Source organism: Drouetiella sp. (genome assembly GCF_059504425.1).
This window is the reverse complement of sequence record NZ_JCACIN010000046.1, coordinates 123287-140013: the sequence shown is the minus strand read 5'-3', so window position 1 is coordinate 140013 and position 16727 is coordinate 123287. Positions and strand designations below refer to the sequence as shown.

The window sequence follows — 16727 nt, the reverse complement described above, 5'->3', positions numbered from 1 at the left end:
ACCTATGACTTCTGACCCATCCTCTCAGCAAATGCTCGATACTGAGAGTGTGATTGGCTTGACTCTGCAAAACTCAGTGGATGCACCTTTTCCGATCGTCGGGATTGCTGCCTCTGCGGGAGGGCTGGAAGCTTTCACCCAGCTCCTCAGCCATCTGCCCACCGATACAGGCATGGCGTTTGTGCTGATTCAGCATCTATCTCCAGACCACGAGAGTTTGCTGACGGAGATTCTTGCCAGAGCGACAAGGCTGCCTGTACAAGAGGTCGTGAACGGCGTGACCGTGGAGCCAAACCACGTCTATGTGATTCCGCCCAATACCAAGATGATCCTGTCTGAGGGCATGTTGCAGCTCTCTCCCCGCGAGAAGGTGTTCGGGAAATATATGCCGGGAGATGCCTTTTTTACCTCGCTGGCAGTCGATCGCGGACACAAGGCGATCGCGATCGTGCTTTCAGGCTCCGATGGCGATGGTTCTTTGGGGCTAAAGGCAATTAAGGCGGTGGGGGGCGTCACCTTTGCTCAGTGTGAAGACACGGCAAAATTTGACAGTATGCCCAACACGGCGATCGCCACCGGAAACGTCGATTTTGTGCTGCCGCCCGACAAAATTGCTGAAGAGCTAGTCACCCTCAGCCGCAATCCGATGCTGGCTTGTTCGCTGCCGCTGATTCCAGATGAGTCGCAGCAGCCCGATGCTCTGACAACGATTTTTGCGCTGCTGCGATCGGCTACAGGGGTTGACTTTAGCCGCTACAAGCCCAACACGCTCGATCGCCGGATTCAGCGCCGGATGCTGCTGTATAAGCTGGAGCAGCTAGAAGATTATGTCGTCTATCTGCGAGAGCATCCGGCAGAAGTGAAGGCGCTGTACGAGGAAATCTTAATCCATGTCACGAGTTTTTTCCGCGATCCCGAAGCCTTTGACCTGCTGAAGACGCGCGTTTTTCCGGCAATTATGCAAAACAAGTCGGCAGAGTTCCCCATTCGCATCTGGGTAGCGGGCTGCTCGACGGGTGAGGAAGTCTATTCGATCGCCATGTGCCTTCTAGAGTTTTTGGCAGATCGAGCCACCCAGCTGCCGATCCAGATTTTTGCGACAGATATTAGCGAACTGGCGATCGCCAAAGCTCGAATGGGCATTTATACAGAAAATCAGATGGTGGAGGTTTCTGCTGAGCGCCGTCGATTCTTTTATGCGATCGAGGGGGGAGGCTTCCAAATTAGTAAGGCGGTGCGTGAACTTTGTGTGTTTGCCCGTCAAGACCTGGGTAGTGATCCCCCATTTTCCAATATTGATCTGATTAGCTGTCGCAATGTGATGATCTATCTGGGCGACTCGCTGCAAAGGCGGATCATGCCGATTTTTCATTACAGCCTCAACCCGACCGGATTTCTGCTGCTGGGCACGTCAGAAGGGACGGGTCAATATTCTGAACTCTTTACTTTGGTCGAAAAAAAGTACAGAATTTATACCAAGAAGCCAACCGCAACACGCACGACGTTTTCATTTTCCCCCAGCAGTTACCCCATCGTTAACGTGAACGATCGCATCACGGCTGCCCAAGTTCCCCCCGAAGGGTTTGACCTCCAGAAAAAAGTTGATCAGCTGATTGCGGCTCACTACGCGCCCGTTGGAGCTGTAGTGGATGACAAAATGCAGGTTTTGCAGCTCCGGGGAGAGATCGATCGCTACCTGCAATTAGTCTCTGGAGTAGCTAGCCTCAATCTATTTAACCTAGCGCGCGGGGGGTTGCTCGTCGAGCTAAGAGCCGCTATCTATCAGGCACAACGGCAGGAGCTGCCGATTCTCAAAAGCGGGCTGCGGCTGGAGGATGGCGATCGCTCCAGAATTGTCAACATTCAGGTGATTCCCTTTAGGGTGCCGACTGCCGAAGAAGTCCGCTTTTTGGTGCTGTTTGAAGACGCAGCCATAGCTGACCCTAGTGCGATCGCCACCAGCCCCCAGGGAAATTTGGAGCAGGAGAACGAACGGCTGAAACAGGAGCTAGCGGCTGCCATCCGAGAGCGATCTGCCACCCAGGAATACCTGCGAGCCGTCATTCAAGACCAGGAAGATAGCAATCAAGACCTCAAAGTTGCCAATGAAGAAATTCTATCGAGTAACGAAGAGCTGCAAAGCACGAATGAGGAGCTAGAAACTGCCAAAGAAGAAATTCAGGCGACTAATGAAGAACTCAACACGACCAATGAGGAACTCCGCAGCCGCAACGCCGAACTGCACCAAGTCAACAATGATCTGACTAATCTGCTAGCCAGCATCAATATCCCGATTTTGATGCTGACCCAAGACTTTCGCATTCGCCGCTTCACGCCGATGGCGCAGCGGTTGTTCAATTTCATTCCTACCGACGCAGGACGACCGCTCAGCGACATCAGAAGCAATTTCAATATTCCAGACTTAGAGCCTTTAATTTCGGAGGTGCTGGAAACTCTGAGCGTCAAAGAGCTAGAGGTGCAAACCCAGGGGGGGCATTGGTATAATCTCCGCATCCGCCCCTATCGCACTATCGAAAATCAGATTGACGGCGTGGTGCTGGTCTTGCTCGATATTGATGCCCTGAAGCGCAGTGCTGTCACCCTTGAGGTCGCCCGAAACTATGCCGAAGCGATCGTAGAAACGGTGCAGGTGCCGCTGGTCGTTCTGGAATCAGATTTCCGGGTGAACAAAGCCAATCAATCTTTCTACGAAGCGTTTCAGGTTTCGCCCTCCGAAACGACGCAACTGCCGTTTTTTGATTTGGGCAACGGTCAGTGGAATATCCCCGGACTGCGATCGCTGCTCGAAGATATTCTGGTCAACGATACAATGCTCGAAAACCTTGAGATCGAGCGCAATTTCGAGCGCATTGGGCAGAGAACCATGCTGCTGAATGCGCTCAAAATCGTTGCACCCGGAGAGGCTCAGCGAATTTTGCTGGCGATCGTTGACATTACCGAGCGCCAGCAGTTTGAAGTTGAGCGATCGCAGCTCTTGAGTCAAGAACAGTCTGCCCGACAGCTGGCAGAAGCTGCCAGCCGAGCTAAAGATGCCTTCTTATCTAACCTCTCCCACGAACTCCGCAACCCGCTCAATTCGATGATGGGCTGGGCGCAACTCCTGCGCACCCGTCAGCTAGACGAGGCAACCGTCGCTCGTGCCCTAGAAACGATCGAGCGAAATGCCAAGGCGCAATCTCAGCTAATTGACGACATGCTAGATATTTCTCGAATTACGAGCGGCAAACTGCGCCTGGATACGCATATGCTGGATCTGGTTCCCATTGTGGGAATGACGCTGGAGTCCATTCAACTTTCTGCCGAAGCCAAATCGATTGAGCTGGTTTCGCAGCTGACTTCAGCAACCGTGATGGGCGATGCCGATCGCTTGCAGCAGGTGCTGTGGAACATCCTGCTGAATGCCATTAAGTTCACGCCAGCGGGTGGACGCGTGGAGATCACGGTGGAACCTGTGCTGACTCAGGCTGAGATTCGCGTCAGCGATACCGGAAAAGGCATCGCAGCCGAACTGCTGCCCTATGTGTTCGATCGCTTTTATCAAGGAGATTCCAGCACCACTAAAACTGGACAGGGTTTGGGCTTAGGCTTGTCGATCGTCCGGCATATTGTGGAGCTGCATGGCGGCACGGTGCAAGCCGAAAGCCCTGGCATTGGGCAAGGAACCACTTTTGTTGTGAGACTGCCCCTGAAGCTGTCAGAAACGCGGGTCGAGCCGCCTCCGGCAGAGCCAGAAATTACGGATCAGATTTCTCTGGCAGGCTTACGCATCTTGGCGGTCGATGACGATGTAGACAGCCTGAACCTGATGAAATATATGCTGGAAGATGCAGGGGCAGAAGTGGCTATCGTGACTTCGGCAAGGGAGGCGATCGCCGCTTTGGATACCGATCGATATGATGCCCTCTTAGCGGATATTGGAATGCCTGACGAAGACGGTTTTGCTCTGATTCGGCAGGTGAGAGCGCTAGAGTCGGAGGTGAGAGACATTCCGGCGGTTGCCATCACTGCCTATGTCAGCGCTGGAGAGCGGCAACTGGCGATCGATGCTGGGTTTCAAAGGCATCTGGGGAAACCCATTGATCCTGCTCATCTGGTGGCAATTGTTGCAAATCTAGTGGACAGGGTTGAGAATTAGCAAGGATATAGGCAAAATTGTAGAGTGCAAGATTGAATTGCCATAAGCGGGGCTTTATGTATCGAGTCCTTGTGGTTGATGACATTGACGACAATGCTGTTTTTCTACAAACCCTTCTAGAAACCGAAGGCTACGCTGTAGAGACTGCGGCAGGGGGTTGGGCGGCCATCCGTCAGATCAAGGCTTGCTGTCCTGATCTGATATTGCTAGATGTGATGATGCCCGACATGGTGGGCTATGAGGTCATTGAGCGTGTTCGCACTCAGCTAAAGCTGTCTACTGTGCCCGTTGTGCTGCTAACAGCCTACAACGACATTAGCCGCAAAGAAGCGCTGGAAATGGGTGCAAATTTCTTGATGCGTAAACCGATCGACAACAAAAGCCTTCTAGATTGCGTGAAAAAGCTCTGTGACTCAGAGTCGCATCAGCAAGAATCGCATCAGCAAGAATCGCATCAACAGATAGCCTATAGTAAGGCTGACGTAAATTAAGTTATGCTGCCTTATCTTGGAAGTTGCCCTATGCCTACAGTCTCCAAGAAAACACTCAAGATAAACGGGCATGATCCAGTCCTCACAGCTTAAGGCAGTCTACCAACGGGTGATGGTGTTGCAGCAGCGGGCAAACACTCTACCCGACTCACAGCAGGCTCTTCTCTCACAAGCCTTAGAGGAACTTCAGGCGGTCTTAGCAGAATTGCAGGCTTCTGAGGAAGAGCTGTATCGTCAAAATGAAGCATTGATCAGCACTCGTCAGGCGGTAGATGCCGAACGTCAGCGCTATCAGGAATTATTTGAGTTTGCGCCAGATGGCTATCTCGTTACCGATGCCAACGGCAAGATCCAGGAGGCAAACCAAGCGATCGCTCTGTTGCTCAACGTTTCGCAGCAGTTTATGGTTGGCAAGCCGCTGCTGATTTTTATCGAGCCATCCGATCGCTCTCGGTTTCATCTCACGCTCGATCGATTGGAGAAAGTAGGCAAGCTGCAAGATTGGGAAATTCATCTCTGTTCACCCAGGCGATCGATTTTCGATGCAGCGCTGACGGTCACTTCGGTTCGCGATGCAGAGGGTCGGGTCGCCAGTCTACGGTGGATGGTACGTGACACCACCGAGCGCAAGCAGGTCGAACGGCTTCTAGAACATCTCAACGCAGAGCTAGAGCGTCAGGTGCAGGAGCGCACAACTCAATTGCAGCAGGCGCTAAGGTTTGAGGCGGGTCTAAAACGCGTGACAGATAAGGTGCGGGATAGCCTAGATGAAGGTCAGATCTTGCAGTCTGCCGTGCAGGAATTGGCTCTGGTGCTGAATCTCGTTTGCTGTGATACAGCGCTGTATGACAGCAACCATGACCTAGGCTTAGCCACATCCACCGTTCGCTATGAGTTTACAACCTCTGAAGCTAAGGCTTCTCCTTCCTCATTGGGTCAGGTGATCCCGATGACAACCCTGCCAGAAACCTATCGTCAGTTGCTGCAAGGTGAGTATTTCCAGTTTTGTGAAATTGCTTCGCGCCATCTTGCCGTCCTGTCCTGTCCCATTGCCGATGATCAGGGTGTTTTGGGCGACCTGTGGCTATTCAAGCGGCGAGAGGATGCCTTTGATGAGCTAGAAATTCGGCTGGTGCAGCAGGTAGCCAACCAGTGTGCGATCGCCATTCGCCAAGCCCAACTCCATCAAGCCTCGCAAGTCCAACTTGAGGAGATGAAAAAACTCGATCAGCTGAAAGACAGTTTTCTCAGCACCACCTCTCACGAACTGCGATCGCCTGTTGCCACTATGAGAATGGCGATTCGGGTTTTGAGGCTGGCGCTGGCTCAAGAACGGGCGGCTGCATCAGCACGCACAGAGTCAGCAAACACGGAGGCAACTAGACTAGAAAAAGCTGGAGCTGTCGATCGGTATCTGCACATTCTGGATACAGAGTGCGATCGAGAAATTAGCATGATCAACAACCTGCTGGATTTTCAACGCCTTGAGGCGGGTGAGCATCCTTTATTCATGCAGTCGATTGATCTACAAGACTGGCTGCCTGAAGTCGTTGCCCTGTTCCAAGAGCGGGCGCGCGATCGCCAGCAAACGCTGCATCTTGACCTCCCTCTCAACTTGCCTCATCTCATCTCCGACTGTGCAAGTCTAGAGCGAATTTTGGTAGAGCTATTGAATAATGCCTGCAAATATACGCCGTTAAAGGGGCAAATTACTGTTCGTGTGCAGGCTGAATCTGGCTCAATTCAGATAGTAGTCAGCAACACAAGTTTGGAGATTCCGGCGAGTGATCTAACCCATATTTTTGACAAGTTCTATCGCATTCCTAATTCCGATCCTTGGAAGCAAGGCGGAACCGGATTAGGACTAGCATTAGTCCAGAAATTAACAGAACGTTTGGACGGCGCTATTACCGTTGAGAGTACATCAGGGCAAATTCACTTTACAGTTAGCCTGCCGATGATGGGACAAGTACAGTGACGCTGTAATTATTTATCTGCAATCAAAATTAGCTTTGACTTAGATAGATTGGAAATACTTCCTGTAAAGAGTTTACAGATACTTCTAAAGACAGGTAGGCAAAAGCCAAGCCTACAAATAGCATGAAGGAGAACCAGCTATTAAGGAATGTAAACAATGCAAGCTAACAAAACCGAATTGCCTCCTATCGCTAAAGAGTACAACGGAATCGATCGCAATGCTTTCATCTTTGGTTTCCATCCCCAAGCCGAATTGTGGAACGGACGTTTAGCCATGATTGGTTTTGTTGCCTATCTGTTGTGGGATTTGTCAGGTGTTAGCGTTGTGCGCGATTTGCTGCACTTGGTTAACTAGAGCTACATCTAATCACCAAAGTTGAGGGTCTTCCTGGCTATGTTAGGGAGACTCTTAGTTTAACTGTACGAAGCATTAGTAAAAAATTCCTGTCTGAAAGTCTACCTGTCTGAAAGTCTACTTGTCTGAAAGTCTAAAAGTACAAAGTGTCTTGAACTCATGAGGTGAACTGAAGTAAACTATCGTTCTACAGCTTAGAACTGTTCCTATCGCCCTTGTAGAATTTGTGAGGGAGTGAGATTCAGAACTCCAAGCAATGGAGATACGATCGGGCGATTCCCCTCATACGCCTTCTCCTCATACAATCCTTCCACCCATTCCAGCACTGTCACCTTTTGCTGCATCGGATCGATAATCCAATATTCTGCAATGCCTCGCGCCCCATACTCCGATCGCTTGTAGCGGTAATCTCGGTTTTCCTGCTTAGGGCTGACAATCTCAACGGCCAACATCGGTGGCGGCATATCCAGCGTCACGGTCGATCGGCTTGCTCCCTCCAATGCTGCTGCTAGCTCCTCCGACAAAACCAGAATATCTGGAAAACGTGTCGTAGCTTGTGAACCACTCACGACAATCTCAGTGCCAATCCTGACTCGAAAACTAGGAATACCTTGTGTTAAGAAAAAGGCAAACAGGAGTGATGCAATCCGAATGTTCAATTCGCTTTCTGGCGGCAAAGCAACTAGCTCTCCATTCTCTAACTCATACCGAATATCTGTGCCATCGTCATAGTTAAGGTACTCTTCCAGTGTCATCTTCTGAGATGCAATAGTCATAATCACTTAGCAACACAGTTGAGAGATACAAGCTTATTTTAACAGCCCTTCAAAAGACCTAAATTACGCGATGTGCGACTCTTTTTCTAAAGCTCTTGAATCTACGTGGGGCAGGCAAGATGTCTGTCCAGAGTCGGACGGGCAAGCGATAGCAATTCTTGGGGTAGGGGCTTAGCTAAGCCCCTAATAATAGATCTTTTGTACTATAATAGATCGGCTGTACAGGTTATTTAATCCACGATCCTAACCGCCTTGGCGATCGCTATATCAGCAGTAATACTTTAGTTCTATCTCTCAATTAGCGTTAGGAATATCCCTCTGGTGAAGGAGCAAGACTTGAGGAACGATCATCTACTCTAATCGGGTGCATTACTTAATGGCAGTAGATCAGGATTAAGTTTCGGCTCACACTCACAGCTTTAAACACTCATAGCGTTAAGGAGAGATGCAAATGATGACGACAGCTACTCATGATGAAAAAGTTGCAAAATTGCGAGATCTGGTGAAAGAGATTGACTTTTGTATGCTGACGACGATTACTGAAAATGGCAGTCTGCACAGCCGTCCCATGTCGGTCAATGGAGAAATTGAGCCAAATGGCGATCTCTGGTTTTTCACCTACGCGGATACCGCCAAAGTAACCGAAGTCGATCGCATTGAGCAGGTTAGCGTCAGCTTTTCTGCGCCAGAGAAGCAGCGCTATGTCGCCCTGTCAGGTACGGCACAAACCATAAGAGATCGCGCCAAAATGCAGGAATTATGGAAGCCAGAACTTAAAGCATGGTTTCCTCAAGAACTAGACGAACCAGAAATTGCCTTGCTCAAAGTGACAGTCGAGACAGCTGAGTATTGGGATGCTCCAGCAGGTTGGATGGCAAAAACGATCGGGTTCATTAAAGCCGCTACTACTGGCAAATCAGCGGATGGTGGCAAAAATGAAAAGCTTAACTTGAAGTAGAAAATGATTTTTTACGGTTCTCGATGATTCCACAGCAAGCTACCCTCGACGAAAAACGTGCATTGCCTAATCCGGCTATAAAATCAGCAACGCCGAAAAACGTAGGTCTATTGCCAGAGCTTAATTGTGGTGTCACTACTGCTGCTAACTAGGGATTGAGCGGCAGGCTGAGCATTCACAGATAAGACCCAGTTAGAGTGGGCAGGGATGTTTTGCAGCATCTGCCCATTCTGAGTGTCCCAGATCTTAATTGTTTTATCGAGACTGGCGCTGGCAAGCATCCGATCGTTAATAAAGGTGACAGAATCAACGCGATCGCTATGCCCCTCGAAGGTTTGCAGCAACTGTCCGGTGGTGGAATCCCACGACTTGACAAATCCATCCCAGCCCACACTCGCAAGCTGTTCACCATTGGGGCTAAAGGCAACGGCTCTAACGGTATCCCGATGCCCCCCTGGTTCTCCCAACGTCCGGATTAGCTCTCCGGTCGCCAGATCCCACATGCGAATCGTTTTGTCGGCGCTACCGCTGGCGATCGTTTTTCCATCAGGACTTAGCGCCACCGAATAGACCACAGCCGCATGTTCAGCCAGCACACGACTGTTTTCGGTACGCAGATCCCAAACCCTAACCGTAGTGTCTTCGCTGCCGCTAATCAAGGTTTGTCCATCTTTGCTCAAGGCAACTGACCAAACAGAGCCTGCATGCCCTTCAAGGGTGTGAAGCAATTTTCCGGTGGGCACATCCCAAACTTTGATGGTGTTATCTCCACCGCTGCTAGCGAGAATTTGACCATTTTGGCTCAGACTCAGCGATCGGATGGCGGCGAGATGCCCCTCTAGAGTGCGCTGCATTTGCCCAGTTTTGATATCCCAGATCTTGATGGGATAGAACTGACCTGCCGCATCTTTGTCTTCACCCCCGCTAATCAGGGTTTGCTCGTCAGGACTCAGAACCGCTGACCAAACCGGATGAGAATTGCCCTTGAGGGTTTTTGCCACAGAAAAGGTGCGAATGCTGCTTGCCAGTTGAGCAGTGGATGTTCCATTGGGTTGTGAAGACTGCAAGACTTGGGGAAGGGCGTAAATGCCGATCGCCAGCGCTAACAAAACTCCTCCACCCATCAGCAGGAGGGGAAATTTACGGCCAGACTGCTGTGAAGCCGTTTCAAGGGGGCTGACTGCTCTTGACGGGGAGCCAAGGGACGAGGAGCCAAGAGACGAGGAGCCAGGAACAGGTGTAGCCAGAGGCGATCGGGCAACTGTAGCGAGGTCGGTTTGAGAAGGTGCGGGCTGCTGTCCAGTAGCGGGAGCCAACAGTAAAGAATTAATGGGCGTTTCAGCATTGGCGGATTGCAGCGCTTTGCTCAAGGCAGCTACAGAGACAAAGCGATCGCCCGGAGATTTTTCCAAACATCGCATCACCACCGCCTCTAGTTCCGGGGATATGGAGTCGCAGTTCGGTTGCGATCGCAGGGGCTTCACGGGCTGAGTGGCGTGAGCAGTGAGCCAGACATCGTTACTGACGCGCTTGGCGCGAAAATCAAACCCAAACGGATCGATCCCTGCCAGCATCTCGTAGAGAATGACGCCCAGACTATAGATATCAGAACGCTCATCGACTTCTCCCCGGATATCAAACTGCTCTGGGGAAGCATAGTGGCAGGTGCCCAGGAATACGCTGGTGGCGCTGGTAAACTCAGCCTGGAGGGAGTGAATTTTGGCAATCCCAAAGTCAATGACCTTAACAAATTCGCCCAAAGCAGAGGGCACCAAAAAGATATTGGCAGGTTTCAAATCTCGGTGAATCACCTTAATGCGCTCGCTAGAGGCAACTTCGCCGCTCCAAAGCACGACCCCTTCGTGGGCCAACTGCAAGCCTGCACAAATCTGAGTCATGATGTTGCAAGTCCGAGTCACCGATAGGCGCGGCTGATTGAAAAGCAGCTGATCCAGAGGTTGACCCTGAAGATATTCCATCACATAGAAGGGATATCCTTCTGCCGTAACCCCATAATCGCTGACTTGGACAATGTGAGGACTCTTGAGGGCAGCGCAGATAGCGCATTCTCGCTCAAATCGCCGTTTGAAGTCTAGATCTTCGGCTAGCGCCAGCGACTCTCTCAAGAGCTTGACCGCAACAGGTTTGCCCAGTCGGATATCGGTTGCCAGAAACACATCGCCCATGCCCCCGCTGCCCAGACGTTCGTTGACGCGATAGCGATCGCCCACCAAACGACCACTCCAAGGATTAGGCTGACTTGATAAAGAATTAGGCTGACTCAAGGCTATCACCATGGGAAGCTCTCAGACATTACAATACAGCCAACACCTAAGAAGGGCGACAATTCAAATGAAAAATTAAATAATTAGACGATGAAGAGGCTTGCTCACGGCTGCAATCTCACGGCTGCAATCTCACGGCTGCAATTTCCAAACGGCAACCGTTCCATCTCGACCGCCACTGACCAGAGTTTTGCCGTCGGGGCTGAATGTAACAGACAGAATCCAGTCCAGATGTCCCTTAAGAGTAGCAAGCAAGGTTTGATTCTCTAAGTCCCAAAGCTTGACGGTATTGTCAATGCCGCCGCTGGCAAGCGTTTTGTCGTCAGGGCTAAAGGCCACAGAGACAACATTGTTTATATGTCCAGTGAAGGTATTGAGTTCCTCACCGCTTTGGACATCCCAGAGCTTGACGGTGCCGTCCCAACTGCCGCTTGCCAGTCGCTCACCCTTGGCATCAAAGACGAGTGCCCTGACGGTATCCGTGTGCCCCGGCAAGTTACGCAGCATCTTTCCGGTTTGCCAATTCCAAAGCTTGATGGTGGTATCCTTGCTGCCGCTGGCGAGGATACTACCATCGGGGCTAAACACGACCGGGAAGAGGCGGTCTTTGTGCCCCGAAATGGTGCGCGATAGCTGTCCGGTCTGCACATCCCACAATCGAATGGTGCTGTCGCCGCCGCCACTGGTCAGGATTTGTCCATTGGGGTGAAAAGCCAACGACCAGATCACCCCTGCATGTCCGACCAGCGTTTGCAGCAGTTCCCCGGTTTGCAAATCCCATAGCTTAATGGTTTTATCTGCACTGCCCGTTGCCAAAGTTTTGCCGTCGGGACTGATGGCGATCGCATGAATAATGTCTTTATGACCTTTGAGAACGCGCAGAGTTTCGCCCGTTTGCAAATCACGCACCTCAACCGCATTACCGCTAACGCTTGCCAAGGTATTGCCATCTGAAGTCAGCGCCACCCACCAAGCTGCGCCCAAGCGCCCGATAAATGTTTGCACCTTCACCTGTTCCCAGCCTGCCCCTGCCGCACAGTTTGGCAGCAAAAGCTGAGCCTCCATGGGCTGTTTAGAACCGGGTAAGGTTTCGAGGGGGCGATCGCAAGCCTCTGCGTTTTCGGCATTTTCGCCAGCAGGATTGAGACTCGTGAACAGATGAGGATTGAATAATCCAGTCAGACCGCCCAACGCAAACCCAGCGCCCAAGATCGCTAGAGTAATTCCGGCATAACCAAAGACAGACAACTGCTTGAGAGCAACAAGAGTGCTTTCACTTTGCGGGACAGCCTTGGACACACCAATTTGTGAATCCGGCGAGGAGGGAGGATTCACGGGAGCGGAGATAGGAGTTCGCGTAGGAGAGGCTTCGTTATGGGCTTCGTTGTGGGCAAAGTTTTGGGCGAACCGGGTTTCAGAAAGTTCTGCCTTGTCGTTTCCGGGTCGGTCTGCTGCCACAAGCGCGGTTGCTGTGGAAATGCCAGTCCCAGAAATGCCAGTCCCAGAAATGCCAGCCCCAGAAATGCCAGCCCCAGAAATATCAGCCCCAGAAATATCAGAACTTTCTGAAAGGAGTCCCAGGACTAGCTCACCCACCCCTTCCACAATTCGCTTTGGCGTCTGGAGCGGATATTCCGGGTGGAGCGGGCTTTCTTTGCGCAGCTTTTTCTCTTCATTGATCAGACGTAGCTGATAGTTTTTTTGATTCAGGTATTCTACGGTCTGACGATAGACATATCGGTAGAGCGCATCGGCTTCAATTACCCCTTGGGCATCTGCCGCATCTCCCCGCAATCCTTGAATCAGGTAGTAGGTAAACACGCCATGCCCCAGTTCAGGAAATTCCCAAGAGCGCTGCCCTTCATCACAGGACAATAGCGCATAAAATCCTCTACTCTGAGCCGCGCGGGTTCGCAAAACTTTGACGAGCTGTACGGTCGGTTCAAACGAGCCGATCGCCGTAGGTTCATCCATTCCCCTTGCCCCCCGCAAGACCAAGCTGCCGCTGTGGCAAGCATCAAGCCATAGCAACTGATGACGGGCGGCACACCCTTCCAAAAGCTGCAATAGCTCCTGCATTTTTAAACCTGTGGTCAAGAGCGAATCGTTTTGGGTGTCGCTGAGACACAGGACAGCCTGCTGCGTGGTTTGTTCGATCACGCCATGTCCAGAGAAGTAGAACAGTACGGTATCTTGGGGCTGAGCGGCTGATGTGATCTGCTTCAGGCTGCTGTAGACGGCGGCAAAGGTGGGAAAAGCGGCAAAATCGTGATGGACAATCACCTGTTTGCGGGGAAATTCTCTTGTGGCTTCGTTCAGCGCCGCTCCCAATTGCTGACAGTCGATCGCGGAGTAGTCCAACGCTGGAAAATGCTCGTCCTGGTATTGATTGACTCCCACAAGGAGAATCCACATTTTTGCTTTTCCGGTCGCCAGGATTTGAGTGGAGTCGCTGGTTTTAAGGCTCAGAGGACACATAGCAGAGAACCTCAGGTGTAGGGAATGAATGCAGAACTAGAATGACTACCGTAGGCTGACTTTAATTAACAATACTCTGTAACATCTTCACCACATTGATCCGCTAAGAAAGATAAACATTTGAACCGTAAACCTGCTATCTGCTCATAGAGCGGGTTTAACTTGCAGAGCGGAGGAATACGCAGGCAATAGCCCAAACAACTAATCGTTCGTTCAAAGGGGCAGTGGGCTGGAATGGTCTTACAGATAAAGCGGGCAAGCTGAGGATTGTGAATTTCGATCGCGTCCAGAGCGTGACGAATAGGATTCCATACGTTGAATTGTCTCAGCATAATCAGCATTCCTAGTTGAATTCAGGTTAGAAAAATTCTGGTTAAAAGGTAGGAAAAAAGACCTCTCCCCTAGTCCTCTTGTCCTTCAAGAGAGAAACGAAAGGGGGTGGGGAGAAGTCACGTTGGCAAGCTGCTGACGGGTCAATTCTCTATTGAAAGAACCCTTGAGAGAACTTAAACCACGGCAAAGTTGTTGGCAGAGAAGGTGTTCAAAGCCGTGATGCCGTTTTGACCTGTTTGGTTGGTCAAGTTAGCCAAAACGCTGATGCTGCCGCCGTCGCCCAAATCTTGAGAATGAACCAGTCGGCTGACTCCTAGGTTGACGTTGAAGTAGACGAACACGCCTGCATCCGCCTGAATGTTGTTGTTGTTCTGGATCGCTTTGGCAGCCGCAGCAGCATTCGCAAAAGCATCGGTCAGGACAATAATGTTGCCATTGCCTGCAATCTGGGCAGAGTTACCCTTTTGGAAGGCGGCATTGACCAGACCGAGATCGCTACCCACCAAGGTGAACTGATCGTCAGCGATCGAGAAGTCCGTGATCGCATCAGGTGGCAAGTTGGATGTATTGATCAGGTTAGCAGCCGGGGCAAACACGGCACCTCTAAAGGAATCAGCGTTATAGACGAAGCGATCGTTACCCAGTCCACCCGTAAGTACATCTGTGCCTTCGCCTCCTACAAGGATGTCGTTGCCCAGTCCGCCGTTAACCGTGTCAAGACCCACGCCCCCCAGCAGAACATCATTGCCTGCTTGACCAAAAATGGAATCATCTCCCAGATCCCCGAAAACTACATCATTGCCTGCTTCAGCCAGGATAAAATCATTTCCAGCGCCAGCAAAAACTAAATCTGAACCCCCGCCAGTGATCAGAATGTCATCGCCTTGTCCAGCAAATACAGTGTCATCTCTGTCAGAACCTTGAAAGATGTCTGATCTTCTGCTGCCTCTCCAGTCGGGTGTGTCGGGTTTGTTGTTGTCGAGGGCATCAATAGCCTGGTTTTTTACCCAGGTTCCGATCCTTTGATTGTTCAGCTCATCGCTTTGTTCAGATTGTTGAGCAGCTCTAGTTAGTTTAGCCATGATTAGTTCCTGTTAGTTGTGTTGAATGTTGAGGTGACTGATTGATGGAACTTTTTTATCACGAACCTCTCGCGGTGTGAGTAAAGTTTTGAGTTCCTTCTTTCCTTTAAGACGATCGCTTTTAACTTGTTATGCAGTCGGTTGTCAGACAAATTTGAGAATGGAGCGATCGCTCTGGGCGGGTCGTTGCTTGACCACAAAACCTAGATTAAGCAGGTTTCTTCGTTTTGCCAGCCTGAAAAAGTCAGAAAAAGTCAGAAGGTTTTCAATTTTGGGGCTGAGGGATTAATTCCAGGCATTGCTGTTTTATGTCTGATTTTTTTGAAAGGGTCGCTCCGCGACCCTTTCAAAAAAATCACGCCCGGATTCAGCACTGCCTAATTCCATAGCTACAGATTCCATGAACTCGTGGGTAGTCCTCAAAAGGTAATGATTTTTTGTTGTAGGGGCTTCGCCCCTACAACAAAAAATCATTACCTGAATACCACTATGAACTCGTGGTAAGGCGCTCCAGCGTGATATGTTGCTCTAAGCGTTACACGGTTGAGCCATGCGTCCTCGCCAAGAAATTGTTGAAATCTTTTCAACGTTTTTACAATTCGATGCCGATCGGGTTCAGGGCTGGCTGGCTGACCCTAAGCTGCGTCGAAGTATGGAGCGTTGTTTAGCTCAACTCTCACAGACAGAACGCTCAGATGCTTTTTTAGTGCTCTACTGGCATAAAGCTTGGCAAATGCAAACTAGCGGTTTGGCACAGAGTCGTTTGGCACAGAGCCATTTAGCCGCCTATCTTCAAGAGGTTTGCTACTGGTCAGCGCAAAAAACGAGTCGCTATCTTGAAAACGCTCAGTTTCAACTCTCCGACTGTTTTCAGGTGGCAATTGCCGCTCTCGATAAGGTGCTAAAAGGCTTTGATGCCAAGCGCAGCATTTCCTTAAAGGGTTACGCTAGCCTTAAGTTTAGTAGCGTCATCAAAGACATCTTACGCCAGCGGCAAATTGCCGATATTTGTACCCCCTGGGCACTACTGCACAAGCTCAGCAAAAAGCGGCTGATTGAATCCTTGCAAAGTGCAGGACTATCGCCAGAGATGATTCAGCGCTATGTGCTTGCCTGGACATGCTTCAATGCGATTCATGCTCCGACTGAAGTTCCTAACCGCACCGCAACCAGCCGCAAGCTGATTAAGCCTAAGCCAGAAACCTGGGCGGCGATCGCCACTCTCTATAACCAGCAGCGCCAGACCCAGCTCTCTGAGACAACCCCAGCCCTCTCTGCCGACATGATCGAGAAGTGGATCACCGCCTGTGCAACGGCAGGTCGTCAATATCTCTACCCGACCTGGACTTCGATTAACGCCCCCAGACCTGGGCGAGAAGAAGGGGAATTGCTAGACACCTTACCTCAGCCAGACGCAGAACCCGCGCTAGCCGAAATGATTGCGGCAGAGGAAACAACCCAGCTTGACCAGATTAATGCTGTGCTAGTGGAATCGATCGCCCAACTGGAACCCGACCTCCAGCAGCTCTTGCAGCTGTACTACAGAGAAGAGCTGACCCAGCAGCAGATTGCCCAACAGATGCAGGTGCAGCAATACACAATCTCTCGTCAGTTGGCAAAGATTAAGCGATCGCTCCAGCGTCAATTAGTCGAATGGAGTCAAAACACACTGCATATTGCTCCCAACTTAGACGTTATTGAGTCTATCAGCGGAATTCTGGAGGAGTGGCTAAAAATTCATTATGGTCGGGCATAAAAACACCTGACTTTTTAGGACTTTTTCAGGCTGGCTTTGCCAGCAAATCCATTTACTTTGTTTTTGTTGGCAAAGGGACG

General features: G+C 50.7%; 11 protein-coding genes. 6 read left to right on the top strand and 5 right to left on the bottom strand.

Features of this window, described 5'->3' with window-relative positions; genetic code table 11:
- The first annotated feature begins 4 nt into the window (after positions 1–4).
- The 4 genes from AC5JMP_RS11345 to AC5JMP_RS11330 all read left to right on the top strand — a co-directional run bounded on the left by AC5JMP_RS11345 (position 5) and on the right by AC5JMP_RS11330 (position 6979).
- Positions 5–4156, top strand: coding sequence for a chemotaxis protein CheB (locus AC5JMP_RS11345; RefSeq protein ID WP_495851572.1), 4152 nt, complete (start codon positions 5–7; stop codon positions 4154–4156).
- Between the two features lie 56 nt (positions 4157–4212).
- Positions 4213–4647, top strand: coding sequence for a response regulator (locus AC5JMP_RS11340; protein WP_495851571.1), 435 nt, complete (start codon positions 4213–4215; stop codon positions 4645–4647).
- A 70-nt stretch (positions 4648–4717) separates the two neighbouring features.
- Positions 4718–6625, top strand: coding sequence for a sensor histidine kinase (locus tag AC5JMP_RS11335; protein ID WP_495851570.1), 1908 nt, complete (start codon positions 4718–4720; stop codon positions 6623–6625).
- Between the two features lie 156 nt (positions 6626–6781).
- The gene (locus AC5JMP_RS11330; protein WP_495851569.1) at positions 6782–6979 is read left to right on the top strand and encodes a high light inducible protein; all 198 of its coding nucleotides are present in this window, start codon (positions 6782–6784) and stop codon (positions 6977–6979) included.
- A 206-nt stretch (positions 6980–7185) separates the two neighbouring features.
- Here the strand turns inward: AC5JMP_RS11330 and AC5JMP_RS11325 are convergent, their stop codons facing one another.
- Entirely contained in the window at positions 7186–7755 is a 570-nt protein-coding gene (locus tag AC5JMP_RS11325; RefSeq protein ID WP_495851568.1) for a Uma2 family endonuclease, read from the bottom strand.
- A 451-nt stretch (positions 7756–8206) separates the two neighbouring features.
- Here AC5JMP_RS11325 and AC5JMP_RS11320 point away from each other — a divergent pair, with 451 nt between their 5' ends.
- Complete coding sequence (locus AC5JMP_RS11320) at positions 8207–8713, top strand: pyridoxamine 5'-phosphate oxidase family protein (RefSeq protein ID WP_495851567.1); 507 nt, start codon at positions 8207–8209, stop codon at positions 8711–8713.
- A 107-nt stretch (positions 8714–8820) separates the two neighbouring features.
- Here AC5JMP_RS11320 and AC5JMP_RS11315 read toward each other — a convergent pair whose 3' ends face one another.
- The 4 genes from AC5JMP_RS11315 to AC5JMP_RS11300 form a co-directional block, all read right to left on the bottom strand.
- Positions 8821–11010: a protein kinase domain-containing protein gene (locus tag AC5JMP_RS11315; protein WP_495851566.1), complete on the bottom strand. Its 2190-nt coding sequence runs from the start codon at positions 11008–11010 to the stop codon at positions 8821–8823.
- Between the two features lie 120 nt (positions 11011–11130).
- The gene (locus tag AC5JMP_RS11310; protein ID WP_495851565.1) at positions 11131–13476 is read right to left on the bottom strand and encodes a caspase family protein; all 2346 of its coding nucleotides are present in this window, start codon (positions 13474–13476) and stop codon (positions 11131–11133) included.
- A gap of 65 nt (positions 13477–13541) precedes the next feature.
- A complete protein-coding gene (locus tag AC5JMP_RS11305) occupies positions 13542–13808 on the bottom strand; it encodes a Mo-dependent nitrogenase C-terminal domain-containing protein (RefSeq protein ID WP_495851564.1) in 267 nt (88 codons plus the stop codon).
- A 174-nt stretch (positions 13809–13982) separates the two neighbouring features.
- A complete protein-coding gene (locus AC5JMP_RS11300) occupies positions 13983–14891 on the bottom strand; it encodes a calcium-binding protein (RefSeq protein ID WP_495851563.1) in 909 nt (302 codons plus the stop codon).
- 550 nt (positions 14892–15441) lie between these two features.
- Between AC5JMP_RS11300 and AC5JMP_RS11295 the strand changes: the two genes are divergently transcribed.
- Entirely contained in the window at positions 15442–16647 is a 1206-nt protein-coding gene (locus tag AC5JMP_RS11295) for a sigma-70 family RNA polymerase sigma factor (RefSeq protein ID WP_495851562.1), read from the top strand.
- Positions 16648–16727: the final 80 nt, after the last annotated feature.

Excerpts from the sequence above, each read along its gene's own strand:
- AC5JMP_RS11345 (WP_495851572.1), top strand. The coding sequence starts at position 5 with ATGACTTCTGACCCATCCTCTCAGCAAATGCTCGATACTGAGAGTGTG.
- AC5JMP_RS11340 (WP_495851571.1), top strand. The coding sequence starts at position 4,213 with ATGTATCGAGTCCTTGTGGTTGATGACATTGACGACAATGCTGTTTTT.
- AC5JMP_RS11335 (WP_495851570.1), top strand. The coding sequence starts at position 4,718 with ATGATCCAGTCCTCACAGCTTAAGGCAGTCTACCAACGGGTGATGGTG.
- AC5JMP_RS11330 (WP_495851569.1), top strand. The coding sequence starts at position 6,782 with ATGCAAGCTAACAAAACCGAATTGCCTCCTATCGCTAAAGAGTACAAC.
- AC5JMP_RS11325 (WP_495851568.1), bottom strand. The coding sequence starts at position 7,755 with ATGACTATTGCATCTCAGAAGATGACACTGGAAGAGTACCTTAACTAT.
- AC5JMP_RS11320 (WP_495851567.1), top strand. The coding sequence starts at position 8,207 with ATGATGACGACAGCTACTCATGATGAAAAAGTTGCAAAATTGCGAGAT.
- AC5JMP_RS11315 (WP_495851566.1), bottom strand. The coding sequence starts at position 11,010 with ATGGTGATAGCCTTGAGTCAGCCTAATTCTTTATCAAGTCAGCCTAAT.
- AC5JMP_RS11310 (WP_495851565.1), bottom strand. The coding sequence starts at position 13,476 with ATGTGTCCTCTGAGCCTTAAAACCAGCGACTCCACTCAAATCCTGGCG.
- AC5JMP_RS11305 (WP_495851564.1), bottom strand. The coding sequence starts at position 13,808 with ATGCTGAGACAATTCAACGTATGGAATCCTATTCGTCACGCTCTGGAC.
- AC5JMP_RS11300 (WP_495851563.1), bottom strand. The coding sequence starts at position 14,891 with ATGGCTAAACTAACTAGAGCTGCTCAACAATCTGAACAAAGCGATGAG.
- AC5JMP_RS11295 (WP_495851562.1), top strand. The coding sequence starts at position 15,442 with ATGCGTCCTCGCCAAGAAATTGTTGAAATCTTTTCAACGTTTTTACAA.